The organism is Bradyrhizobium sp. USDA 3262 (assembly GCF_054060035.1).
In genome coordinates this window covers 8,732,575-8,757,032 of record NZ_JBSSCT010000001.1, presented here as the reverse complement: position 1 = coordinate 8,757,032, position 24,458 = coordinate 8,732,575, and the positions used below count along the sequence as shown (strand labels likewise).

Here is a 24,458-nt window from a genome sequence, read left to right as displayed (position 1 = left end):
GGTGTCGCCCTACTCGCGCGCGCCGTTGACCGATCGTCGTCCCGGAATCGATAGAGCAATCATGATCAGAAACTCCTGGTAGGGAAGTGAAACTCTTGCAGGTCCAACCTGAACCACCTTCAGATCGAGGCAGTCGACCGGAACGAGGGTGTTCGACGCCGCATTGCGGAGCGCAGCTACGGGCTAGCCGAAACGCTGCGGCGCGGTGATGACGAGCAAGGACTAGGACGACGACTTAAGCGAATCCGTATCGATCGGCAGGCTGCGAACACGTTTGCCGGTAGCGGCAAAGATCGCATTGGTCACCGCAGCACTGACGATGGCCGTCGGAGCCTCACCAACGCCACCCGGAGCCTCCGCGTTCTTGATCAAATACGTCTCCACCTCCGGTACCTCGTCGATGCGCATCGGTAGATAGCTGTCGAAGTTGCTCTGCTCGACCCGCCCATCCTTGAAGGTGATCGAGCCATGAAGTGCGGCGGTCAGTCCGAAAAGTGTTCCACCCTGGATCTGGGCTTCGATCGTGTCTGGGTTGACGTGCATGCCGCAATCAAGTGCGCAGATGATCCGCTTGACTTTGACAGAGCCATCGGCCGCCACTTCGACCTCGGCGACCTGCGAGACGTAACTTCCGTACGCGAATTGGACCGAAATCCCGCGGCCGTGCCGCGGAGGAAGTGGTGATCCCCAGCCGGCTTTCTCTGCGGCAAGCGACAAAACAGCAAGCGCGCGCGGATTATGGCCAAGCAATTCCTTTCGATAAGCAACGGGATCCCGCTTTGCGGCATGGGCGAGCTCATCCATGAAGCTTTCGACCACAAACACGTTGTGAGTCGGTCCGACGCCGCGCCACCAGGACGTCTTGACGCCACGGGGCTCGACCTGGACATAGTCGACATGGATGTTGTGAAGCGCATAGGGCGGCTGGGCTGCCGCTTCGACCGCATCGGGGTCCAGTCCATCCTTGATGTAAGGGGGATAATAGCGAGCGAAGATCGAGGAGCCGGCGATCCGGTGCGTCCAGGCAACCGGCCTGCCGGCGACGTCAAGACCGGCCGACAGTCGATCAAGATAGTAGGGCCGATACATGTCGTGCTGAATGTCTTCCTCGCGACTCCAGATCACCTTGACCGGGCCGTCGACGTGCTTGGCGATCTTGACGGCCAGCACAGTGCCATCGGCCTCGAGCCTCCGGCCGAAGCCACCGCCAATCAGATGATTGTGAATCTTGATCGCATCCTGCGGCAAGCCGGTGAGTTCGATCACCAGAGCTTGCGTGATGGTCGGCGCCTGTGTCCCGACCCAGATGTCGCAACGATCCTTCTGCAGATGAACGGTGCAGTTCATCGGCTCCATCGCTGCATGAGCCAGGAAAGGCACCTGATAGATGGCGTCGAGCCGTTGCGCCGCCGCAGCAAGAGCCTTGCCTGCATCCCCATCGCTGCGGGCTACCACGCCCGGCTTGCTTGATTCTTCTTCCAGTTGCCTGACGATGTCGGCGTTGTTGACCTTGCCGTTCGGCCCATCGTCCCACGTGATGGAGGCAACCTCGAGTCCCTTCTTCGCCGCACCCATGTGATCCGCCACCACGGCGACAGCCTCATCGATGTTGACCACCTGCCGGACGCCCTTCACCGCCAGTGCGGCTTTCTCGTTCACTGTTTTCGCCTTGCCGCCGAGCACAGGCGAGATGGCAACCGCGGCAACCGTCATACCAGGCAGCCGTACATCGATGCCGTAGATCGCGCGCCCATCGACCTTTATCGATGAATCCACGCGCTTGGCACGCGTGCCGATCAGCGCGAAATCCTTCGGATCCTTCAATTTTACGCTTGCCGCGGCCGGAACAGGCAGTTTCGCGGCATCTGCCGCAAGTTCGCCGTAGCTCAGATGTTTCGAGCCTGACTTATCGAACACGATGCCGCCCTTGGCGCGGCAAGTCGCCGGATCGACATTCCAGCGCTTGGCGGCTGCCGCAATCAGCAGATTGCGACCGACTGCCCCTGCCTGACGCAGCGGCGTCCAGAAGGCCCGCACTGAAGCAGAACCACCTGTATTCTGAATGCCTATGATCGAGTTGACGTAAAGCGCATGATTTGGCGGCGCATGCTGAACCTGAATCTGGTCCAGTTTGACTTCCAGTTCCTCAGCGAGAAGCATCGACAGCGACGTATAAACGCCCTGTCCCATCTCGACCATCGGCATGATCAGCGTGACGGCGCCGGTTGGATTGATCCGAATGAATCCGTTCGGCGCGAAGGTGCCCATGACCTCGTTTTCGACCACCTGCGAAGCGGACGTCGCAAAGACGGATTCAGTGCTTGTTCCGGTCAAGGCAAAGCCAAGCAGCAAGCCGGTGCCTTGGAGAAAGGAGCGCCGCGACATCGCCGTTTCGTTGCCTCGGCCCTTCAGAATCTGCCTATCCATGGTCTCAAGCTCCCGCTGCGCGCTTGATCGCGGCGCGAATGCGCTGGTAGGTCCCGCAACGGCACACGTTGCCTGACATCGCTGAATCGATGTCCGCGTCGCTCGGCTTCGGAGTGTCTTTCAGCAAGGCCGCCGCCGACATGATCTGGCCGGACTGGCAGTAGCCGCACTGAACCACCTCCAGCTCGAGCCACGCCTTCTGCAAGGCCGCGCCTTGCGGCGCCTGGCCGATCGCCTCGATCGTGGTGACCGCGCTGTCGCCGACGCTGTCAACCGATGTCTGGCAGGAGCGGACCGCTTGGCCGTCGACATGCACGGTGCAGGCGCCGCACAGCGCCTGGCCGCAACCGAACTTGGTACCGGTCATGCCGAGGACGTCGCGCAGCACCCACAGCAACGGGATGTCGCCGTCGACATCGACTTTATGTGATGTGCCGTTGATCTTTAACGTGAAAGCCATGGATGCCTCTCGAGCGCGTTGGGAGCGGGGAGCACCCACGCATTGGAAGTCCTCAACATGATCCAGTCGCCTGATGCGGCCTGGTCCGGCGGATTGAGGTTGCGCTAGCGCTACTCGATGGGGTCTCGCGATAGCGACGCCCATTGATCGCAGCGCGGAACGAAATCTTCTAATAGCTGTCATGTATGGTTTCCATGACAGCGGGGAATACTGCCGCGGTGGCACCGTGTGCCGTTCGTGAATCATGGCAGTGCAGGTGAAATCAGCGCTGGGAAACCTTGGTCACGTGATAGGATGCCGAGCATGCGAAAACGGGTCATGGACGCGCTCGCGTGTGCGTATCGGCGCGGGTCGTCGATGAAGAGGAAGTGAGTAAGTGTCGAAGTTTGTTGATTTGTATCGTTCCGATTATGTGATGCAGGCTGTTGAGCGACAAGTGAATCCACGAACGGGTCGATGATGCCGGACATCTTGAAGAAAATCGAAAGCTATAAGCGCGAGGAGATTGCTGCCTCCAAACGTGCTCGTCCTCTCGCGAGCATCGAGGCTTGCGCCAAAGCGGCGTCGCCACCGCCCGGCTTCTTCCGTGCGATCAAGGAAAAGCATGGCGCCGGCGACTATGCGCTGATTGCCGAGATCAAGAAGGCTTCGCCATAGAAGGGCCTCATCCGCGCCGACTTCGATCCGCCCGCCTTGGCAAAAGCCTATGAGGCCGGAGGCGCGGCGTGCCTTTCGGTGCTGACCGATACGCCGTCGTTCCAAGGGCATCTCGACTTCATGGTCGCGGCGCGCGCCGTAACCAATCTACCGGTGCTGCGCAAGGACTTCATGTTCGACACCTATCAGGTTGTCGAAGCCCGCGCTCACTGCGCCGACTGCATCCTGATCATTATGGCCGCGCTCGACGATGCGGCCGCCCGAGATATCGAGGACGCGGCGATCTCGCTGCAGATGGATGTCTTGATCGAGATCCACGACCGGTTCGAACTCGACCGCGCGCTGAAACTCCGCTCGCCCATGATCGGCGTCAACAACCGCAATCTACGTACGTTCGAGACGACGCTCGCGACAAGTGAGGCGCTGGCGCCGCTGATCCCGGAGGAGCGGCTGATGGTCGGGGAGAGCGGCATTTTCACGTCGGACGATTTGGCCAGGCTTGAGCGGGTCGGCATGTCGACTTTTCTTGTCGGCGAGAGCCTGATGCGTCAGTGCGATGTAGCGGCTGCAACCCGCGCGCTGCTGGAGCGGAACAAGCCAACGACAGCGGCGGAAATACCCTCCGCGCGAACCGAGCCATCCTCTCGATGAGCCCGCGGCCCAAAGCCGAAGCGTTGAATTGAATTAGCGCGGTACGCGAAAGTACCAGCGTTATTTGACGTGCCTCGAATAGTAGGTTCCAGCTTTGGGAGGCAAAATTCTCCTTATCTTTCAATGGGGATTGACTGACACTCTCTCCGCCAAGTCGAGCTTCCGTTCTGTCCCTTCCGGCGGACCGAGCGCCCCTCAAGCTATTGTTTCAACGAGTAATTTGAGATGGTTGCAGGTCCCCGCAACCAAATCGTACGATTTTGTACGCCAAACTACGATTTTCCGCGATTTCCTGCGCTCGACGGCGCTGCTTTGGACGTCGTAGCTCCGAGAAGTGGCTCCCCGAAAGAAGGGGAGCCTCCGGCTGCGGACACCATCTCGGGCTACATTCAAGGCCTCCTTGATGGCATCGAGTTCAAGCAGACTGCCTACCCGTTGGATCGCGATTCGCGAAAGGCCGCCCTGCCGCGCTTCCCATAGAGAACTTCGAGCGGCGACCAACGGCTGATCGGGCAGGGGTGCCAATTGGCGGCTTAGGTTCTATGCCAATCTTGGCGGGCTAGCCTTAGTAGCAACGGCTGAACGCACTTAACTCGCGGTCAGCGAGAGTGCGATTAGCGACAGCGCCAGTGCGGGAGGCATGACCAGGATACCGAGCCGCAGAAAGTGGAGTGCACCAACGTGCACGCCCTCACGCCGCAGCGCGATCAGCCACAGGATCGTTGCGAGCGAGCCGGTGACCGACAGGTTGGGTCCGAGATCGACGCCGATCAGAACTGCGCCGGTGATGTGATGCGACACCTGCGCGGCATGCGTCGTGGTCGACGCGATTAGGCCCATTGGAAGATTGTTGATGAGGTTCGAGGCGATCGCCGTGATGATGCCGGCACCCCACGCGGTTGCGTGCGGCGACAGCGCGGCCATCTGCTTGAGTTCCTCGGCGAGTGTCGGCAGCACGCCGGTACGATTGAGGCCCTCGACCAGGATGAACAGCCCGGCGACGAGAGGAAGGACCGACCATGAGATGTCGCGAGCGATCGATAGCGGCGATTTGCGGCCGAGCAGAAGGACCATCCCGGTCACTGCCGCGCCGCAAGCAAAGGTCGGGATTCCAAGATCGCGATCGAAGGCAGACGCGGCGAGCAGCACCACCGCAGTCGCGCCGATGCCGGCGGCAACGATCGCAGCGCTCCTCGTCAAAATAACCGGCTCTCCGTCACGCTCGTCGACGCCGCCCGACAAGCTCTTGCGCAGGCTGAACCGGAGCACGATGAAGGTCGCAGCGATCGCCACGATCGAAGGCAGCAGGAAGTAGTGTAGCCATTCCAGCAGCGTCGGCATGTGTGCGCCGAACACCACGAGGTTCGCCGGGTTCGAGATCGGCAGCACGAAGCTGGCTGCGTTGGCGATGAATGCGCAGACGAACAGATAAGGCAGCGGCTCGACCTTCGCGGTATGGGTCGCAGCGTAGACGGCGGGTGTCAGCACGACCGCGGTGGCGTCGTTCGACAGGAAGATGGTGACCAGGGTACCGACCGCATACACGATCGAAAACAACCGGGTTGCCGAGTTGCGCGCATGCCCGACAGCCTGTTCGGCCAGCCAGTCGAACAGACCCTCCTTTCGCGCGACCTCGGCCAGCAGCATCATGCCGATCAGAAAAAAATAGACATCGGTGCCTTTCGCTGCGGCCGCGGCTGCATCCCACCACGGCAACAGATCGAATGCGATCAGCAAGACTGCGCCGGTCACGGCCCAGATGTATTCCGGAAGATTCCACGGACGCGCTATGACGCCCAGAGTTGCGAGACCCGCGATACCCCAGGTCGCTGCGTTGCTCCCGAACATCAGGCGACACTCGCAATGCTTGAGACAGTCTTGTCTGTTAGCGGCCGCGCTTTCATTGCACAAGCAGGCTTCACCAACGGAGCGAAGACGCTCCACTGCGCGACCGAGACCGTGGCGAAGCCGCCGAGAATGAGAAACATCGCTCCGTATCCGAGCTCCTGCGCGATCCAGCCGCCGATCGCGGGACTGAGCGAGGCGCCGATGCCCTGCACTGTCATCACCGCGCCCTGGCCAGCATTGATCCGCCCGGTGCCATCGAGGATCCGTGCGACGAGTCCCGGCACCGCGACGCTCTGCAAGCCTGCTCCAACACCGTCGAGGATTTGCACCGGATAAACCCCCCATTTGTTCAAGAGCCATGCCGCGATGATACCCCGGATCGGCAAGGCCATGAACGATGCCAATAGGACCAGCCAGTAACCTTCCTTTTCGGCCATTCGCATAGCGGCCAGCGAGGTCAGGATCATGGTGCCCTGGGCGATGACGATGGTCATGGCGACGAAGCTCGCCGGATCGGCCTGCTTGTCTGCGACGACGGCCAAACCGTAAAGCGGAAGCATGGCCGCATTGCCGAGGTGGAAGAAGAGCAGCGCCGCGGCAAGGATCAGCAACGGCTTCGACTCGGCCAGCACCCGCAGCCCGTTTGCCGGCCCGTCATTATTGCCCTTGCGTTCCAGCCCGCGGGCTGCGTCGTCGTCGATCGATGCGCTCGGGATCATCAGCACGGAGACGATTGAGAGGACGCCGAATAGCGCAGCAAGCCAGAATACCGCGGTGAATCCGTAGACCCACCCGACGAATCCGGACAAGCCGGCGCCCACCATGTTGCCGGCATGATTGAAGGCCTGGTTGCGGCCGTTCTGCTGGTTGAAACCGGCCTGGCGCACGATGCCGAGCGTGATGCCCGCGACCGCCGGCCCGATCGAAGCACCCGCGATCGCGGTCGCGACCTGAGAGGCAGCCACCAGCCAGAACTCCTGCGACAGCAGCACGATGCCGGACGCGATGACGGTGCAGATACCGGGGATGATGACGAAGAGCTTCTTGCTGCGGGTGGCGTCGATCAGCGCGCCAGCGGGCGTCGTCATCAGCATGCCGGCGACGCCGCCCGCCGTCATCACCGTTCCGATCCAGCCGCTCTGCCAGCCGTGCGCGAGCAGGAACACGCCGAGGAACGGGCCGATGCCGGCCTGCATGTCTGCCATGAAGAAGTTCAACGCGAGCAGCGGACGAAGCACGCCATCTCGATTTGCACTGAGTGTGGTCATCGGCGTTGCTCTTCAAATGCTCGAACTAAGGAAAATGCCGGCCTGTACCAGTCGCGTCGAAATTTCATGGATCGCATCGAGACGTTGCATCCCCAAGCTTGATTGAACAATCGCGCCCGCGCGATGAGGCCCTCAACGGACCCCCGAGCCGGTGAGTTCCGGCTCGGGCTCGCTTCGACGTTGCGCGACTTGGTCAGAGCGGACGTCAGTCGTCCCAAGCGCTAAGCGGTGTCATGTCCCGCGCCGACAAGCTTGGCTTTCCGGATTCGTCCGCCCAATTCGACGTGGAGTTCGTAAGTCTCGCCGTTGCGCCGGCCGTCGAGTTCGAAATGCTTGGGCTTGCGGCGGGGCGTGCCCAGCGGCTCGAACCCGGCAGCGCGCGCGGCCTCGACGGCCGTAGCGACGTCGGCGGGCTCGTGGTGGCCGTGATCGGGCTTCTTCTTGTGCTGGATCGTCACAGTCTCGCCGTCGCACGCGAACCGCGTCACCTTGAGCTCGGAGGGCTTCTGTTCGCCTTCCAGCACGACGTCGGCGCCGATCCGGAGCTTGACGCGATCCGCGCCGTGCGGCGTGAGATCGGCAAGTACGGCGCCGCTCGAGGTCTGAACCACAAAGCGGTGCGCGAACACGTACACGATCTTTCCGGATAGCTTGATCTTGTCTTCTGACATCCTGATCTCCTGATTGTTATCCACTTGTCATTGTCAAAGCGCCCTTTTCCCCGGCGCCCTGTTTCCTGGAGTGTCTTTTTCTCAAAGCGTCTTGGGCCCCGGAGGCGGCGGTGGCGGGGCATCGGCCCGCGGCGGTGGCGGCGGAGGAACGTCAGCCCGCGGGGGCGGCGGAGGAGGCGGCCCGTCGGCCCGCGGCGGTGGCGGCGCTCCGCGAGGTGGATGCGGCGGAGGACCGAACGCCTCGGTTCGGCCGTCGGCATGAGAGACGATCTGAGCGCGGAAGATGCCCTGATCGAACATGCCCTGGACTGTCACCGCCTCGCCTTTGACGATGTCGGCGTTCTCGCCGCGCGGTCCGAGATCGATCAGAGCGCGGCCGCTGCCGTCCTCGACAACGAACATGTGGCCGAAGATTTCGGCGACGTTGCCGCGCACGGCGGATGGGCCGCCGGGTTGCAGCCTGTCTATCGCAGTCGGCTGCAGCAGCAAGACGCTGCGCGGCTGCCAATTCTGGGCGACGCGAACGCCGCCAGCACCGGCAGCCGCACCTGCGAGAAGCACGGCAAGTGCGGCTCCGGCCAGCAGGCCGCGATGCCGGACCTGCCGGCGTTCGGGCGGCGACGGGGTGGGGTCACTCTGTGCATCGCTTTCGGTCATTGGAGGCTCCTTTCATCGATTGCGATGCCTGGAGCCTAGGGTGCCGTCCCCAATCCAGCCTGAACCGTTCCGTTCAGGTTGGGTTAAGCTTGGGCGCCTAGTTCCGGTCCGAGGTGTGAACCGAATGAAAATCCTTCTGGTCGAAGACGATCGCCTGCTGGCGCACGAGATCGCCCGCGCCCTGCGCGAGGAGAATTTTGCGGTCGACATCGCCGTCAATGGTGAGGACGGGCAGCACCTCGGCGAAACGGAATCCTACGATGCCGCGGTGCTCGATCTCGGGCTGCCCAAGGTGCCCGGGGTCGAGGTGCTGCGCGGCTGGCGCAAGAACGGCCGGCATTTGCCAGTGTTGATCCTGACCGCACGCGACGGCTGGACCGACAAGGTGGACGGCTTCAAGGCGGGCGCTGACGACTATCTCACCAAGCCGTTCCGGATCGAGGAATTGGTGATGCGGCTGCGCGCACTGGTCCGTCGCGCCTCCGGGCACGCCGCACCGCGCATTTGCTGCGGGCCGCTCAGCTTCGAAACCCAGACGGGCGTGTTCGAGCTGGACGGACTGCCGTTGAAGCTGACCGCGCTGGAATGGCGCATTCTTGAATGCCTGATCCTGCGCAAAGACACCGTGGTCGAGCGCGGCCTCCTGGCGGAAAAGGTTTATGAAGGCGACGTCGGTACGGATTCGAATTCGATCGAGGTGATCGTCGCGCGGCTCAGGCGCAAGGTCGGGAAGGCACTGATCGAGACCGAAAGGGGCCGCGGCTACAAGCTCAATTCCGGATCCCGATGATGAGCCGGAACGCATCGCTCGGCCGGCGTCTCATGATCGGGGCCGGCGTGTTCATCACCGCGGCCCTGATCGTTGCCGCGATTCTGATATCATTCGTGCTGCATCGGTTCGTGCAGGGCCAAATCGATCAAAGGCTCGACGCCCAAATCCTCTTCCTCGCGTCCATGCTTGAAGTGGACGGCGCCGGCTACATGCGTCTCGCGGGATCCGCCGATGGGCCGCCGTTCGATCGACGCCGGCACGGCTGGTACTGGCAACTGTCCGGACCAAAGAATGTCTTGCGGTCGCGGTCGCTCGATGGGGCGGATCTTGCTGCGCCCGACCTCCGCAATAGACCGTTGCCGCCCCCGCCGCCGCGTCCTCCGGCCGGCGACGATCCGCCGCCGCGAGAACGCCCGCTGCCTGCCGACGGCAAGGGTCCATACGACCGCATGCTTCACTTCCGCATCTTGAACGTGGCGGTGGCCGGCACCCCCGTCACGATCGTGGCCTCTGCGCCCAGAGACGCGGTGCGCGGACCGCTGTGGGAGGCGATGCGCACATTGGGCCTGTCGCTCGGGGTGCTCGGCGTCGCACTGATCTGCGCGATGCTGATCCAGGTTCGTCTGGGATTGCGACCGCTGGAACGGCTTCGTCTGGCGGTCGCCGATGTGAGATCGGGCCGTCGCGACACAGTGCCCGATGCTCAGCCGGACGAAGTGCAGCCGTTGGCGACCGAGCTCAATGCGCTGCTGATCCAGAATACCACCAATCTTGAGCGGGCGCGCAAACACGTCTCGAACTTGGCACACGGACTGAAGACGCCGCTCGCCACACTGGCGATCGCGCTGCAAAAGCAGCCGTCGGGTTCAGACGATCTTCACGGCCTCGTCGTGCTGATGGACCGACGCATCCGGCATCATCTGGGGCGCGCCCGGTCGGCCGCAATCGGCGGTCCGGTTCGGGCCAGAACGGTGATCGCGTCACGCGTCACGGATCTTGCTCTCGTTCTCGGCAAAGTAAACGCTGACAAGGCAATCGATTTTGTCAATGACATGCCGGCTAGCCTCGCCGTGGCCTGCGAACCGCAAGATGTGGACGAAATATTGGGAAACGTGCTGGAGAACGCGTTTTCCTGGTGCCGCAGCAAGATCGCTGTCGGATCTCTCGAGGAGATGCGAAGCGTCATCATCGTCGTCGACGATGATGGACCGGGACTTTCGCCGGAGCAGATGTCGCAAGCGGTGCAAGCCGGCCAACGGCTCGACGAGAGCTCTCCAGGATTCGGCTTCGGTCTGTCGATCACGCGCGAGCTTGCCGAGTTGTATGCCGGATCCCTGACTCTGGACCGGTCACCACTCGGAGGACTTCGAGTAGCGATACGTCTGCCGTCCGCGGGCCCGGATTGACCAATTATTCCAGATGCCTCGCGACGTCCTCATTGAACAGTCGCGGGTGCGTCGCCGCCAGGAGCTTTGGCTCCCGGATAAACGACAGGCAGGCGAACACCGTCCGGTGCTTTTGAGGGCGGTCCTTGCATGGTCCTCGACGAACCAGCATAGCGGTGGCGTTCAACACCGGGAAACGGCGATGGAGCAGGCGTAGCGAGAACTGGTTCGGTGCGGAATCGCGGGCTCGCTTTTCGAATCAAATTACAAGAACTGCTTCGTCCAACGATGGCATCCTGCGCCCGATGCCAAAGGCGAAGCGGCTGTGTCGACGTATGCCGATCCGAAGCAAAAGCCGGCCGCAGCCCGTGTCTACTCGGCCGCGAGGAGCGCCTCCCGGGGCTCCTCGTGGAGAATGACGCCAGACAGCGGGTCGAATTCGCCGATCCAGGGCCGGCGTTGCAGCACCGCCTTGGTGTGCGCATAGCCAGCGTCCCAGCGTTGCATGATGCCCGACGGACTGAAGTCGATATCCTTGGTGTGGGTCTCGCGGTCGAGCTGCGGCGCCAGCAGGCGAACGACGTGCATGCGTGTTGGGCAGCCATAGCTTGCGAGTTCGCGGACGGCCGCGCTGTTGCGTTCGGCCTCCGGTAGGCGTTCGGCGAGCTGATTGATGACATGGCGCAGACGATGCGCCTGCTGCTGGCGCGCGATGTGGCTGGCAATCCGGCTGGAATATTGCACGTCCTTGTGCCGGTTCAACACCTCCGCCATTGTGGTCGGCTCGGCGCCGGATGGATTCCAGAGGTGCACGGCAAAGATCAGCGAATTCCGGCGCGGATTGTCGTCGAATACCGCTTCCGTCGGGGTGTTGGACAGAATGCCACCGTCCCAATAGAGCTCGCCATCGATGCGGATGGCGGGGAATGCTGGTGGCAGCGCGCCGGAGGCCATGACGTGCCTGAGGCCAAGCCTGACGTCGCGGCTGTCAAAATAGTGCATCTCGCTGGTGCGAACATGCGCCGCGCCGACTGTGAGCCTTGGTCGGCATTGGTTGACGAGGTCGAAATCGACGAGCTCGGTGAGCGTCTTCTCCAGCGGGGCTGTCGAATAATAGCCGGCATTGTCGGCGCCGAGCGGATAGCTGTCACCGGCATGCGCAAGCGCGTTCGGCCGGAAGAAGCCGGGAATGCCGTTGGTCACCGTTGACCAGTACGACAGCTTCTCGTTGAAGCCTGGAAAGACATCGCGAAAGCTCCAGACCGGGCTTTGCTCCATCTTCTTCCAGAACTCGCGCAGCCGCGACACCCGCCTCTCTGGCGCATTGCCGGCGATGAGGCTGGCATTGATTGCGCCAATCGAGGTGCCGATGATCCAGTCCGGCTCGATTCCGGCCTCGTGCAGCGCCTGGTAGACGCCGGCCTGGTAGGAGCCGAGCGCACCGCCGCCTTGCAGCACCAGGACGACTTGCCCTGGATCGGAAGCCTGCGTCTTCGACGAACAATTGTTCTGGCGGGTCATATCAAGCTCCCTGCTGTTCATCCCTGATGCGGTATTCGCTGACCAATGGTCCCTGTTACCTTCACGTTTCAGTGCGCGGTCCAGCCGCCATCGACCGGCAGCGCAACGCCGGTGATGGAGGCCGCAGCGTCGCTGGCGAGAAACACCGTCAGCGCGCCAAGCTCATCGACGCCGGCGAAATGCTTGTTCGGCTGCTGCGCCAGCAGCACGTCCCGGATGACCTTGTCGCGCGAGATGCCGTGTGCCTTGGCCTGGCTGTCGATCTGTGCCTCGACCAGCGGCGTGTAGACGTAGCCGGGGCAGATTGCGTTGCAAGTGATGCCGTCCTCGGCGGTTTCCAGAGCTGTTACCTTCGTGAGGCCAACCAGGCCGTGCTTGGCCGCGACATAAGCTGATTTGTAAGGCGAACCGACCAACCCATGCGCTGAGGCGATGTTGACGATCCGGCCGAACTTGTTCTGCCGCATCACCGGCAGCGCCAGCCGCGTGGTGTGAAACGCCGAGGACAGGTCGATGGAGAGGATCATCTCCCACTTCTCGACCGGAAACTGCTCGAGTGGCGCGACATGCTGGATGCCGGCATTGTTGACCAGCACATCGAGCCGGCCATGGGTCGCGATCGTCATCGCGATCATCTCGGCAATCGCCATGGCATTGGTCATGTCGGCTGACGAATAGCTCACGGCGACGCCGAACTGATCCGCCAGCTGGTCCCTGGTCTTGGCGATCTCGCTGGCGATCCCTAGCCCGTTCAAAACCAGCGTTGAGCCCGCCTGGGCCAGAGTTCGTGCGATGCCAAGCCCGATCCCGCTGGTCGATCCCGTAACCAGGGCGACCTTGCCGGCAAGCGGTCTGGCGGCGGCATCCTGGGGCTTCAACTGTATGTTCATGGCGTATCCTTCGGTTCCTGACGACTACCGCACCGTGCGCCTTGCGCGAACCCAACTGAAATGCCCGTTCGCTTCCATAACGATAGGCCGCCGCTATCGACGTCTGGGTGTCAATCCGCCGGGGTTTGGGCTAGTTTGGCGCATGAGAGCATGCAGGGCAGCAGCGTCATGGAAATGCATCAGGTCAGGTATTTCCTCGCCGTCGCGCGGTTGTTGAACTTCACGCGCGCCGCCGACGAGTGCAACGTGACGCAACCGTCACTGACGCGCGCGATCAAGCAGCTCGAGGCCGAGCTCGGCGGCGACCTGTTTCGCCGCGAGCGCCCGGCCGCACAACTGACCGAGCTCGGCCAGCGCATGCTGCCGCTGCTGCAGCAGTGCTACGATGCCGCCTCCGGCGCGCGCATGCTGGCCTCGTCCTTCAAGAGCGGCGAGATCGGTGCGCTGCGGATCGCGCTGACCCATTCAGTGGATCTGTCGCTGCTGATCCCCTATCTCGACCAGATCAAGCGGCAGTTCAACCGGCTGGAATTCCGCTTTCTCCGTGGCAGCAGCGCAGAGGTCGCCGAATATCTGAAGAAGGGCGAGGCTGAGCTCGGCATCGCCGCTGAGCTCGGCAGCGATTGGGATCGGCTCGACACCTGGCCGCTATTCACGGAGCACTTCTGCCTGGTGATGAGCAGGATGCACCCGCTGGCCGCCCGGGATCGCATCGGCTTCGACGATCTGCAAGGTCAGCAGCTGCTGTCGCGTAGCTATTGCGAGCACGCCGATCGCGTCGGCAACGCGTTGCGCGAGCATGGCGTGGCGGTCGACGGCAGCCACCAGATCTCCTCCGAACGCGATCTGATTGAACTGGTCGAGGCCGACATCGGCATCTCCGTGATGCCGCACACCGCGACGATCCCGGAAACGCTGAAGCGTGCGACGGTCGATGGGCTGGATTCGCGGCGGACCGTGCATCTCTATGGGGTCGCCGGCCGCGAACGCACGGCGGTTGCATCCGCCGTGATGCGGATGCTGCGCGGCACGGACTGGCAGCAATATCTGGCCAACGGCGCCTGAAGGCGCGCCTTGAGTAACCGCCGTTCAGCGGCCGGCGTCTTCCACCGCTTTGATGAGATCGTCGATCTCCATCCGCTTGCGGAAGTCGGGGTCGACGAAGCGGGCCTTCACCAGTCCGTCGCGGCCGATCACGAAGGTCGCGGGGATCGGCAGCACCCAACCGTCATTGCCGTGGAAACCGGACAAATCGAGATATGACAGCAGATCATGGATCTCCGCGCCGAGCCAGATCGCGAGGTTGAGCGACAGCGCATAGCCGTTGTCGAGATCGGTCAGGATCGGAAACGGCGCGTCCGCCTCGGCCTTGAATTGCGAGGCATATTTCTGCGTCTCCGGCATGATGCCTACAACCTGCCCGCCAAGCGCCGTGATATCCGCTAGCGCCTTGACGACGGACCCGACATTGATCCGGCAGTATGGGCACCAGTGCCCGCGGAAGAACATGGCGATCACCGGCCCCTGCCGCAGCAGTGCCGGCAGCGTGACGAGCTGGCCACGTTCGTCGGGCAGCATGAAGGGCGGCATCATATCGCCCGGCCGCGGCGCATTGTTGCCGCCGCCATTCTGTTTCAGCCGTTCGACCAAGCGGTCGACCGCATCGCTATAGGCCGGGAAGATGTCGCGGCCGGCTGCTGCATAGGCTTCGAGCCGCTCGCGCAGCGAGCCCTCCATATCACGGCAGTGCAGGAAGGCCTGCCTGAGACGTTCGGCGCTGGCAGGCGAGAGCTGCGTCATGTCTGGCTCCGGCGGACGAGTTGAAGGTGATCTTATTTTCCGGCGATGGCCGCCCGCAAGGGGCGGCCCCGCTACAGCTACGATCAATTGATATAGAAATTGCCGGTCGGATCGAGCCGGCCCGACGCCGAATAGAGCTGGCCGTTGTCCATGAAGAAGACGGTGTTGTTCGGCACCTTTGTGGCGTGCTTCATCATCGTTTCGTGGTTCTTCTCGGTCGCGGCCATTGCCATAGCCGACATCTTCCCGGGGCCGACATACATGTAGGCCATGCCGGATTTGAGCTCCCACGCGGCCTGCGCGAGAGCCGAAGTAGCGACGACAGCAAGCGCCGCGGCGGTAATCAGGATCTTGGAATGGTTGGTCATGGGGGCTCCTTGAGGACGCCCGCCAATCGGGCGCGGCTTTATCAAGGAGCAGCCTGTCCTCGCAATGAAATGCCGATGCCCAATCGGTTCGATAGCCGCCATGCATCGCGCGCCGATAGCGCCTGGCTATCGAGACGAGAGCAGGTTCGCATTTCCGTGATGCGGTCCGGACCTCCATCCTGTGCACGACGCCAAGCACAGGAGAAATGCTATGCCCCGTCTCGTCCTCCGCCGGTTTGCAACCCTCTGCGCGCCGCTACTGATCGCTCTCGCCCTCTCGATCCCTCCTTCAGCCCGCGCCGACAGCGACGACGGCGTGGTTCGCGTCAAGAGCGCGGTGCCGATGGCCGAGGCGATCGCCCGCATCAAGGGCGACATCGCCAGCAAAGGCATCAAGTTCTTCTCCGAAATCGATCAGTCGAAGCTTGCCGCCGACGCCGGCATCAAGCTGCGGCCGTCCACCTTGCTCGTGTTCGGCAACCCGCCGCTCGGGACTCAATTCATCACGTCGAACCCGAATGCCGGGCTCGACTGGCCGGTGCGGCTGCTGGTGACGCAGGACCAGAATGGCGATGTCTGGGCCGTCTGGACCGATTTCCAATGGATCGGCCGCCGGCACAACATTCATGACCGCGACGCCCAGCTCAGAATGGCGACGGCGGTGGTGCAATCAATCACCGCGACGATCGCCGCCAAGTAACGCGCGCGGAGCCTGGACCGTAGAATCAGCGGGCCGCGTCACAGATGCGGCCCTGTGCCTGTTGTTGGAGGATATGAGGATGGAACAATTCGATGTCGTGATCCTCGGCGGTGGCAATGCCGGGATCGGCGTCACCGGACCGGTGCGCCGCGCCGGCATGTCGGTCGCGATGATTGAAGGAGATTTGCTTGGCGGCACCTGCCCCAACCGTGGCTGCACGCCGAAAAAGGTGCTGGTCGCGGCCGGCCATGCCCTGCATGAGATTGAGCGCGCCTCGGTGCACGGCATCACCGTCGATAAACCCAAACTCGACTGGGCCGCGCTAATCGACCGCGAAAAGGATCTGATCAAGGACATTCCGGCAAATCTTGCGCGGTCGATGGCCCATCGCAATGTCGAGGTTATCAGGGGATACGGTGCCTTCGCCGGCCCGAACGCGATCCGCGTCGGCGGACGCCTGCTCGAAGCCAAACACATCGTGATTGCCACCGGATCGAAGCCGCGGCCGCTCCCGATTCCCGGCTCGGCACACATGATCACCTCTGACGACATGTTGAGTGAGCGAACGCTGCCCGGCTCCGTGGTTTTCGTTGGCGGCGGCGTGATATCGCTGGAGTTCGGCCATGTCTATGCGCGCGCTGGTGCCAAGGTCACGATCCTGGAGGCCCTTCCGCAGCTGCTGCCGTCGCTGGACAGCGACGCTGTCGCACAATTGCGCGCCGACAGCGAGCGGATCGGTATCCGCATCAAGACCGGCGTCAGCGTCAAACGGGTGGAACAGGCCGACGGACCGCTGCGTGTCGTCTTCGTTCATGACGGCGTCGAACAAACTGTCCTCGCCGACCGCGTCGTCAACGGCGCCGGACGCATCGCCAATGTCGACGGGGTGGACCTTCCGGCGGGCCAAGTTGCCCACGACAACGGCCGGATCAATATCGACAACTATTTGCGTTCGACCTCAAATGCGTTGGTCCATGTCTGTGGTGATGCGGTGCCGATCTCGCCGCAGCTGTCCCCGATCGCAACCTATGAAGGCGATATCGTCGGCCGCAACATCGTGGATGGGCCGGTGCACAGCCCGGACTACGCCAGCATGGCGACTTCGGTCTATACCGTGCCCGCGCTCGCTTCGGTCGGGCTGGCCGAGGCCGTCGCCGGAAGGAACGGCCTTGCCGTCGACGTCCACGTCAACGACATGCACGACTGGTTCTCGGCGCGGACCTATGCCGAGACGATTGCGTGGTCGAAGATCATAGTCGAAAGGACCAGCGATCGCATCATCGGCGCGCATTTCGTCGGCCATGCCGGCCAGGAGCTGATCAATCTGTTCGGGCTGGCGATGCGATTCGGTATCACCGCGCGGCAGATCCGCGAGCAGGTTTACGCCTATCCGACCTTCACCTCCGACATCAAGAACATGCTCGGTCGCGGATAGCGCGGCGCTATCGAGTCCAGAGCGAGTAGGCATTTCAAGCCACGCGCGATTTCGATCATGGTGCCGTCATCGCCAGCCACACCCGAAGGCCACGGCAGAACCAGAGGAGACCACCATGTTAAAGCCCACGCATTCACGTTCGCTACGCCAAGGCATCGCCCTTGCCGTCGCCATTGCAGGCTCGCTGGCGGCCGCGACCGCGGCGTCTGCCGGCGAATGTCCGGCAGGCAAGATGAAGGCGGATGTCCGCGAGAAAGTCGATTACAAGCCGGTCGGCGTCACCGACGTCACGCTCGGTTCGATCGACCTCGAAAAGCAGCCCGCCCACCTCAAGGATCGCGAGTTGCGCTTCCGCAAGCTGACCATCGAGCCCGGCGGCATCGTGCCCTGGCACAGCCATGACGATCGTCCGGCGCTGATCTTTGTCCAGCAGGGCGAGATCGTCGAATACGCCAGCAACTGCGCCGAGCCGATCGTGCACAAGGCCGGAGACATCCGCCCCGAAGTGTTCGGCACCTCGCACTGGTGGAAGAACCTCGGCAAGGAAACCGTGATCCTCTATGTCGGCGACGTCCGCAAGGACCCGCACGACCACAACATGTGAACGAGATCAACGAGCGTAGCCCTGCGCTTCGTTGCCGGATGTGACGCCCTGGAGTCTCGTGCTGCCCCACACGTGCCGGGCGTCACATCCCCCTTATTGTGGAGCGGGCCATGACAGAGATATCACCCTCATTCAAGGCGCACGCGATGGTGGGGTATTCGCCCGGCGCCACGTTGCGTTCGTTGGTCATCGGCCTGACCGCCTTCCTGACGGTTGTGGACCTGTTTGCGACACAGGCGATCCTGCCTTCGCTGACCCGGCACTATAACGTCACGCCGGCGGCGATGGGCTTTGCAGTCAATGCCAGCACCTTGGGCATGGCGGTCGCGGGGCTGGTCGTCGGCTTCCTCAGCCCGCATATCGAGCGCCGTCTAGGCATTCTGGTCAGCCTGCTGCTGCTCGCCATTCCGACCAGCCTGCTCGCGGTGGCGCCTGATCTCACCACCTTCACGTTCCTGCGCGTGATGCAGGGCCTGTGCATGGCGTCCGCCTTTGCACTCACGCTCGCCTATCTCGGCGAGCAATGCGGCGCGATAGATGCCGGCAACGCCTTCGCAGCCTACATCGCCGGCAATGTCGTCAGCAATCTGATCGGCCGCCTGGTGTCGGCGGCAGTCGCCGACACGTTCGGTCTGGCGTCGAATTTCTACTTCTTCGCGATGCTCAATCTCGCCGGCGCGGCCCTGGTCTTTGTCACGATCAAGCGTGCCCAGCCGATGCATCCGATGCCGACGACACAATCGCCGTTGCAGGCGACGATCGCGCATTGGCGCAATCCGGCATTGCGGGCCGCATTTGCAGTCGGCTTCTGCATCCTGTTCGCCTTTATCGGCACGTTCACTTTCGTCAACTTCGTGCTGGTACGCGCGCCGCTGTCATTGGGCATGATGGATCTTGGCTTCGTCTACTTCGTCTTTCTTCCATCGGTAGTGACGACCCTGCTGGCTGGTCAGGCCGTCACGCGCTTCGGCACGCGTCAGGCGATCTGGGGGGCGCTGGCATTGGCCGGGCTGGGAATGCCGTTGTTGCTGACCTCTCATCTCGCCGCTGTGCTGACCGGACTGGTCGTGGTCGGTGTGGGGACGTTCTTTGCGCAGGCGGCTGCTACCGGATTTGTCGGTCGTGCCGCGCAGCAGAATCGAGGCGTGGCGAGCGGGACTTATCTGGCATGCTATTTTTTCGGCGGTCTGGTCGGTACCGCTGTGCTCGGTCAACTGTTTGATCGCTTCGGATGGACGGCTTGCGTGAGTGGCATCGTGCTGTCGCTTGCGTTGGCGGCGTTTATGACCCTCCATCTGAGGGATCCGCGGTCTCATAGCTGATTTCTGCGTTCGAGACAGGCGATCGGGCAACGATAGCGGCGCACCCGGCATGGCATGAAATCACCCGGAGTTTGGCATGATATCACCTTGCCGGATGGGGTCCGGATTCTAATGCTCCGACCCTGGAGCGGAGACACCCCGAGCCCTTGAATCCAAGCGGCGTAACGCGCGCGGATGGGCACGGCGATCTGAAAATGTCTCCGAGGGAGGAATCGGATGCTGCAACTGTCGCCGGACCGCACGCGAGAAATCCTTGCCGATGCCGCGTTCAGGGAGCTCGTCTCGGGACGCGCGCGGCTGCGATGGGGTCTGTCCATTCTGACGCTGCTCATGTTCTTCGGCTTCATCGCCCTGATCTCGACCGCGAAAGCCGCGCTCGGCGCGAGTTTTGCCGGCAGCGCGATGCCGCTCGGCTTCGCGCTCGCGCTTCTCATGGTCGCGGCGATCATCGCCTTCACGGGCTTCTATGTTCAGCGATCAAACGCGCGCTTCGACGAACTCGCGCGCAGCGTCAAGCGGGAGCTCGGCCGATGATCGCCAGATCGCTGTTGATCGCGCTGTGCGTGGCGTTTCCGTATGCCGCGGCGGCCCAGGGAGTGTCCACTGCAGGGGCGCGCGGGCCCGACTGGATCGCGGTCGCAATGTTCCTCATGATCGTCGCCGTCACGCTCGTCATCACCTGGCGCTCGGTCGGCAGCACCGGATCGAAGGCCGGCTTCTACACCGCCGGACACGCGATCACGCCGGTGCAGAACGGGCTGGCGACCGCCGGCGATTTCCTGTCGGCGGCAGCCTTCCTCGGCATATCCGCGCTGGTCTATGCCAACGGGTTCGACGGCTTCATCTACGCACTCGGGTTTCTCACGGGATGGCCGATCGTGCTGTTCCTGATGTCGGAGCGGATGCGCAATCTGGGCAGCTACACGTTTGCGGATGCCGCCGCGTTCCGCCTGCAGCGGACGCCGGTCCGGCTGGTCGCAGCGACCGGAAGTCTCGTCGTCGTCCTGTTCTACCTGATCGCGCAGCTGATCGGCGCCGGCAAGGTGATCCAGCTCCTGTTCGGCATCAGCTACATCTTCGCCGTGCTCGGCGTCGGCGTGCTGATGATCCTCTATGTGATCGTCGGCGGCATGCAGGCGACCACCTGGGTGCAGATCACCAAGGCCGTGCTGCTGCTGTGCGGCGGAACGCTGCTCGCGCTGGCGGCGCTGTGGCATTTCGACTTCAGCCTCGGGCGGCTGCTTTCGGCCGCAAGCCGCGTCCATCCCAAGGGAGCCGCCATTCTCGTCCCAGGCGGGCTGTTTGCCGAGCCGGTGTCCGCCATCTCGCTTGGCCTTGCTTTGGTGTTCGGCACGGCCGGCCTGCCGCATATCCTGATGCGGTTCTTCACGGTGAAGGATGCCGCGGCCGCCCGCAAATCGGTGTTCTATGCGACCGCCTGCGTGGCGTATTTCTGCTGGATCATTCCGGTTCTGGGCTTTGCCGCTGCGGCGATCCTGATGACCGATCCGAGCTATTTCAATGTCGCGGCGTCCGGGCAGTACAACAAGATTGCCGACCTGGTCGGTGGGCCGAACATGGCGTCGATCCATCTCGCCCATGCGATGGGCGGCCCGCTGCTGCTCGGGTTCATCTCGGCAGTGGCATTTGCGACCATTCTTGCCGTCGTCGCCGGCCTAACGCTCGCCGGCGCGTCCGCCGTCAGCCATGACATCTACGGCCAGGTGCTAGCCGGCGGCAAAGCATCGGAAGCGCGCGAGCTGTTGGTCTCGAAGATATCGGCTGTCGCCATCGGCGTCGTTGCGGTTCTGCTGGCCTATGCCTTCGAGAACCAGAACGTGGCATTCATGGCAGGACTTGCGTTGTCGGTGGCCGCGAGCTGCAATTTTCCGGTGCTTGTGATGGCGATGTTCTGGCGGGGCACCACCACGCGCGGTGCCGTCGCCGGCGGCCTCGCCGGGCTGGTAGCATCGGTCGTGCTGGTCGTGCTCAGCAAGACGGTCTGGGTCGCCGTCTTCGGTTTTCCGACCGCGCTGTTCCCGTACGACAATCCTGCGCTGGTCTCGATGCCGCTCGCCTTCCTGTTCGTCTGGCTGTTCTCGGTAACGGACCGCAGCGAACGCGCGGCGCGCGAACGCGAGGCGTTCGCGGCGCAGTTCATCCAATCCGAGATCGGAACGGCTTTGGCCAGCGAACGCCCGGCGCTCGCCGCCGCGGCCTCGTGACATCGGGGAGTCTGGAAGACAGCATGGCCAACGCGTATCAGCTCGACGAGACCCACGACCCGGCAAGGCGCAGCTTTGTCGAGGCGGCAAACGGCGACGCGACCGACTTCCCGATCCAGAATTTGCCGCTCGGCATCTTCAGCACCGCGGCCGATCCCCAGCCGCGGACCGGCACCGCAATTGGGGATTTGGTCTTCGACCTGAAGCGAGCGCTCGGTTCGGATGAGCGCCTTCCGGTACCGATCCGCCAGGCCCTCGGGCAGGGCACGCTCAATGAGCGTGTTCGCGCTCGGACCTGTGGCGATGCGGGAGCTGCGCCGCCGTGTCGCCGATCTGCTTGGCCAGGGCAGCGCGGCCAATGACACCAGGCGGCGTGCCTCCGAACTGCTGACGCCGCTCGCCGACGCAACGCTGCATCTGCCCACACGCGTCCCGAACTACACGGACTTCTATGCCGGCATCTATCACGCACAGGCGGCAGGTGCGCTGCTGACGCCGGAGAACCCGCTTCCCGCGAACTACAAATGGGTGCCTATCGCCTATCACGGCCGCGCCTCGTCCGTGCAGGTCGGTCGCGGGATCGTGCGGCGGCCGCTCGGGCAGCGTCCGCCAACGGTGGCGGGCGGCGCGCCGGGCTTCGGCCCGTGCGAACGGTTGGATTTCGAGCTCGAGATGGGTTTCTACCTCGCTGCCGGCAACCGGCTCGGCAATCCCGTCCCGATTTCCGAGGCATCGCAGCAGATCGTCGGCTATTCGCTGCTGAACGACTGGTCAGCGCGCGACATCCAGCGCTGGGAGATGTTTCCGCTTGGACCGTTCCTCAGCAAGAGCTTTGCCACCTCGGTGTCGCCATGGGTCGTCACGTCGGATGCGTTGGCGCCGTTCCGGGTCGCGGCGCTGGCCCGGCCCGACGGCGATCCGCGTCCGCTCGATTATCTGTTCGACATGGCCGATCAGTCGCACGGCGGACTCGACGTTCATCTCGAGGTCCTGATCTCGACGGTAAAGATGCGCGCCGCGAACCAGCCGGCCGCGGCAATTCTCACATCTAATGCCAAATACCTGTATTGGACGCCGGCGCAGATGGTCGCGCACCACAGCATCAACGGCTGCAATCTGCAGCCGGGCGACCTGATCGGCACCGGCACCATCTCGGGACCGAGTCCGGCCCAGCTCTCGAGCATGCTCGAGTTCACCGCCGCAGGAGCGAGGCCGGCCGTGCTTCCGAACGGCGAGCGCCGCGGCTTCCTCGAGGACGGCGACGAGGTGACCTTCCGCGGTCGCTGCAGCCGGGAAGGTTTTGCGAGCATCGGGTTCGGCTCATGTGTCGGCCGGATCGGCCCAGCCGATGCCGTCATTGCCGGAAGTAACCACGCCTGACGGCGCGAGGCTGATATGGAGTGTCAATCGCTGCTCATCTACGCACATCTTCAGACGGGAGCGGTCGACCCGGACGATGTCCGCTTCGGACAGCTCGTGACCTTGGCGGTTGGACTGTCGCTGCTCCTGGTCACGCGTCTGGCGATGCTGCTGCTCGCGGCCCTGTAGGGTGACGGAAGTCGGACGGCGAACGGCTTGTCCATTTCTTGAACGCCTTGCGAAAGCTGGTCGCATCGGCAAAGCCGACACGCTCGGCGACCTGGTCGATTGCCAGATGGGTGTTCTCGAGCAGCTCCGTCGCGATCGACCGCCGCATCCCGTCTACGATCGACTGGAACGACTGCCCGTCCTCCGCCAGCCTGCGGTGGAAGGTTCGCAACGAAAGCCCGAGCTGCGATGCGATCTCCGGCGCGCCGGCAAATCGGTTGGGACTGTTGAGGCAGGCGGCCCTGATCCGCCTGACCAGCTCGGATTCGCCGGGCCGCTCGGTCATGACGACGTCGCAGAGCTGGTGGCAGATCTTCGCGGTGATCGGGTTCGCGTTGGGGCAGGGCAGATCGAGCACCTTGGCGTTGAAATGCCATTCCATCCGATCGGCGCCGAAGTCGATCGGGCAGTTGAACATCCGCTCGTAGTTGCGCCAGTGCACGGGGGCGGCGAACGGAAAGATCATCCGCTTGCTCGGGAACGGCGATTCGAGGATGCGGCTGAACACCGCGGTCATCGAGCTGCGCCAGAATTCCGCGGCGAAGGGCAGCAGCTCGCCCAGCGGGTCGAGCCCATGGCTGCGCAGGATCGCGGTTGTTCCGTGCTCGATCCGGAAGCTGATCTGCGGCACCGCCGGCCCTGCCATCGTGATGTGATCGAGCGAGAACATCAGCGCTTCGCCGAATGTGCGGCTCGACACCAGCGCATAGCCGTAGATGCCGTAATCGCTGATACGTTGCCGGGCTCCCGCGAGCAGCCCGATGTCGGATCGCTTCGCCAGCCGCATCGCGTTGCGGTAGATCGCCAGCCGCTGGCGGTGCGAGATCCGGGCATGGGGATCCTCGAGCTGGGAAGCGTCGAGACCGGTCCGTGCAAACAGCTCGCGAACCGACACGCCCTGCGCCGCGAGCTCGGCGGCCAGCGCGCCGAGGCCCAGCAGGCTCTGCGTCGGCGCATCGGGATCGCTTGAGATCGGCATCACGATCTTGATCGGCTTCATGGCACGTCCTCCACGTCCGGCTGGCACAGATTGACAAGCCGACGAACGGCTCTTCCGGCCGTTTGGCAATTTTCGACATCATAATTGGCAGAGCTTGACGTTGTCACGCTTGTTATGACGGGTGACATTCAAATGGTCGGAATCGCGGGAGCTGTACGGAACGGCCCCGCAAGAAGAGACGTCTGGCCGCCGTGACGCCGCGCCGAAAGC

At 63.2% G+C, this 24,458-nt stretch carries 22 protein-coding genes and 1 pseudogene; 13 read left to right on the top strand and 10 right to left on the bottom strand.

The features are described from left to right. Positions 1 to 222 precede the first annotated feature (222 nt). Both ACVWYP_RS41455 and ACVWYP_RS41450 read right to left on the bottom strand, forming a co-directional pair. On the bottom strand, positions 223 to 2,427 hold the full coding sequence (locus ACVWYP_RS41455) for a xanthine dehydrogenase family protein molybdopterin-binding subunit (RefSeq protein ID WP_304497294.1): 2,205 nt from the start codon (positions 2,425 to 2,427) through the stop codon (positions 223 to 225). Positions 2,428 to 2,431: 4 nt separating this feature from the next. Beyond that, complete coding sequence (locus tag ACVWYP_RS41450; protein WP_028341950.1) at positions 2,432 to 2,887, bottom strand: (2Fe-2S)-binding protein; 456 nt, start codon at positions 2,885 to 2,887, stop codon at positions 2,432 to 2,434. Positions 2,888 to 3,346: 459 nt separating this feature from the next. Between ACVWYP_RS41450 and trpC the strand changes: the two are divergent. After that, positions 3,347 to 4,195: pseudogene (trpC, locus tag ACVWYP_RS41445) on the top strand (indole-3-glycerol phosphate synthase TrpC). Between the two features lie 588 nt (positions 4,196 to 4,783). Here trpC and ACVWYP_RS41440 read toward each other — a convergent pair. The 3 genes from ACVWYP_RS41440 to ACVWYP_RS41430 form a co-directional block, all read right to left on the bottom strand. Then, positions 4,784 to 6,043 carry an arsenic transporter gene (locus tag ACVWYP_RS41440; protein WP_304497293.1) on the bottom strand — a complete coding sequence of 420 codons (1,260 nt, stop codon included), beginning with the start codon at positions 6,041 to 6,043 and terminating at the stop codon, positions 4,784 to 4,786. Then, positions 6,043 to 7,311, bottom strand: a complete 1,269-nt coding sequence (locus tag ACVWYP_RS41435) for an MFS transporter (RefSeq protein WP_304497292.1) — start codon at positions 7,309 to 7,311, stop codon at positions 6,043 to 6,045. Before ACVWYP_RS41435 ends, ACVWYP_RS41440 begins: the two co-directional genes overlap by 1 nt. A 221-nt stretch (positions 7,312 to 7,532) precedes the next feature. Further along, entirely contained in the window at positions 7,533 to 7,982 is a 450-nt protein-coding gene (locus tag ACVWYP_RS41430; protein ID WP_028341952.1) for a hypothetical protein, read from the bottom strand. Between the two features lie 258 nt (positions 7,983 to 8,240). Between ACVWYP_RS41430 and ACVWYP_RS41425 the strand changes: the two genes are divergently transcribed. The 3 genes from ACVWYP_RS41425 to ACVWYP_RS41415 all read left to right on the top strand — a co-directional run bounded on the left by ACVWYP_RS41425 (position 8,241) and on the right by ACVWYP_RS41415 (position 10,817). After that, entirely contained in the window at positions 8,241 to 8,678 is a 438-nt protein-coding gene (locus ACVWYP_RS41425; protein ID WP_304497291.1) for a hypothetical protein, read from the top strand. 85 nt (positions 8,679 to 8,763) lie between these two features. Continuing rightward, positions 8,764 to 9,429: a response regulator transcription factor gene (locus ACVWYP_RS41420; protein ID WP_304497290.1), complete on the top strand. Its 666-nt coding sequence runs from the start codon at positions 8,764 to 8,766 to the stop codon at positions 9,427 to 9,429. Continuing rightward, positions 9,426 to 10,817, top strand: coding sequence for a sensor histidine kinase (locus ACVWYP_RS41415; RefSeq protein ID WP_304497289.1), 1,392 nt, complete (start codon positions 9,426 to 9,428; stop codon positions 10,815 to 10,817). The genes ACVWYP_RS41420 and ACVWYP_RS41415 overlap by 4 nt, the downstream gene beginning before the upstream one ends. Before the next feature lie 351 nt (positions 10,818 to 11,168). Here ACVWYP_RS41415 and ACVWYP_RS41410 read toward each other — a convergent pair whose 3' ends face one another. Together ACVWYP_RS41410 and ACVWYP_RS41405 are read right to left on the bottom strand one after the other, a co-directional pair. After that, positions 11,169 to 12,317, bottom strand: a complete 1,149-nt coding sequence (locus ACVWYP_RS41410) for a patatin-like phospholipase family protein (RefSeq protein WP_028341955.1) — start codon at positions 12,315 to 12,317, stop codon at positions 11,169 to 11,171. 68 nt (positions 12,318 to 12,385) lie between these two features. Beyond that, positions 12,386 to 13,207, bottom strand: a complete 822-nt coding sequence (locus ACVWYP_RS41405; protein WP_304497288.1) for a 3-hydroxybutyrate dehydrogenase — start codon at positions 13,205 to 13,207, stop codon at positions 12,386 to 12,388. Between the two features lie 168 nt (positions 13,208 to 13,375). On the opposite strand from ACVWYP_RS41405, the gene ACVWYP_RS41400 reads away from it, so the two are divergent. Continuing rightward, positions 13,376 to 14,272 (top strand): LysR family transcriptional regulator, encoded by an 897-nt coding sequence (locus ACVWYP_RS41400; RefSeq protein ID WP_028341957.1) that lies wholly within the window; start codon positions 13,376 to 13,378, stop codon positions 14,270 to 14,272. A 24-nt stretch (positions 14,273 to 14,296) separates the two neighbouring features. Here the strand turns inward: ACVWYP_RS41400 and ACVWYP_RS41395 are convergent, their stop codons facing one another. Beyond that, positions 14,297 to 15,007 carry a peroxiredoxin-like family protein gene (locus ACVWYP_RS41395; protein WP_304497287.1) on the bottom strand — a complete coding sequence of 237 codons (711 nt, stop codon included), beginning with the start codon at positions 15,005 to 15,007 and terminating at the stop codon, positions 14,297 to 14,299. Between the two features lie 83 nt (positions 15,008 to 15,090). After that, complete coding sequence (locus ACVWYP_RS41390; protein ID WP_304497286.1) at positions 15,091 to 15,375, bottom strand: hypothetical protein; 285 nt, start codon at positions 15,373 to 15,375, stop codon at positions 15,091 to 15,093. Between the two features lie 211 nt (positions 15,376 to 15,586). Here ACVWYP_RS41390 and ACVWYP_RS41385 point away from each other — a divergent pair, with 211 nt between their 5' ends. From ACVWYP_RS41385 to fahA, 8 genes are all read left to right on the top strand, one after another. Further along, a complete protein-coding gene (locus ACVWYP_RS41385) occupies positions 15,587 to 16,075 on the top strand; it encodes a DUF302 domain-containing protein (RefSeq protein WP_028341960.1) in 489 nt (162 codons plus the stop codon). A gap of 79 nt (positions 16,076 to 16,154) precedes the next feature. Next, positions 16,155 to 17,510 carry a dihydrolipoyl dehydrogenase family protein gene (locus ACVWYP_RS41380; RefSeq protein ID WP_304497285.1) on the top strand — a complete coding sequence of 452 codons (1,356 nt, stop codon included), beginning with the start codon at positions 16,155 to 16,157 and terminating at the stop codon, positions 17,508 to 17,510. Positions 17,511 to 17,625: 115 nt separating this feature from the next. After that, positions 17,626 to 18,114: a cupin domain-containing protein gene (locus tag ACVWYP_RS41375; protein WP_028341962.1), complete on the top strand. Its 489-nt coding sequence runs from the start codon at positions 17,626 to 17,628 to the stop codon at positions 18,112 to 18,114. Between the two features lie 110 nt (positions 18,115 to 18,224). Then, a complete protein-coding gene (locus tag ACVWYP_RS41370; protein ID WP_304500406.1) occupies positions 18,225 to 19,436 on the top strand; it encodes an MFS transporter in 1,212 nt (403 codons plus the stop codon). A 216-nt stretch (positions 19,437 to 19,652) separates the two neighbouring features. Further along, the gene (locus ACVWYP_RS41365) at positions 19,653 to 19,970 is read left to right on the top strand and encodes a DUF485 domain-containing protein (RefSeq protein ID WP_051447956.1); all 318 of its coding nucleotides are present in this window, start codon (positions 19,653 to 19,655) and stop codon (positions 19,968 to 19,970) included. Further along, positions 19,967 to 21,661 (top strand): cation/acetate symporter ActP, encoded by a 1,695-nt coding sequence (gene actP, locus ACVWYP_RS41360; protein WP_304497284.1) that lies wholly within the window; start codon positions 19,967 to 19,969, stop codon positions 21,659 to 21,661. The genes ACVWYP_RS41365 and actP overlap by 4 nt, the downstream gene beginning before the upstream one ends. 23 nt (positions 21,662 to 21,684) lie before the next feature. After that, positions 21,685 to 22,023 carry a hypothetical protein gene (locus ACVWYP_RS41355; RefSeq protein WP_456684294.1) on the top strand — a complete coding sequence of 113 codons (339 nt, stop codon included), beginning with the start codon at positions 21,685 to 21,687 and terminating at the stop codon, positions 22,021 to 22,023. Then, entirely contained in the window at positions 21,935 to 23,041 is a 1,107-nt protein-coding gene (gene fahA, locus ACVWYP_RS41350) for a fumarylacetoacetase (protein ID WP_456684293.1), read from the top strand. Before ACVWYP_RS41355 ends, fahA begins: the two co-directional genes overlap by 89 nt. Positions 23,042 to 23,171: 130 nt before the next feature. On the opposite strand, the gene ACVWYP_RS41345 is transcribed toward fahA, so the two are convergent. After that, positions 23,172 to 24,248, bottom strand: a complete 1,077-nt coding sequence (locus ACVWYP_RS41345) for an AraC family transcriptional regulator (protein ID WP_304497282.1) — start codon at positions 24,246 to 24,248, stop codon at positions 23,172 to 23,174. Between the last annotated feature and the right edge of the window lie 210 nt (positions 24,249 to 24,458).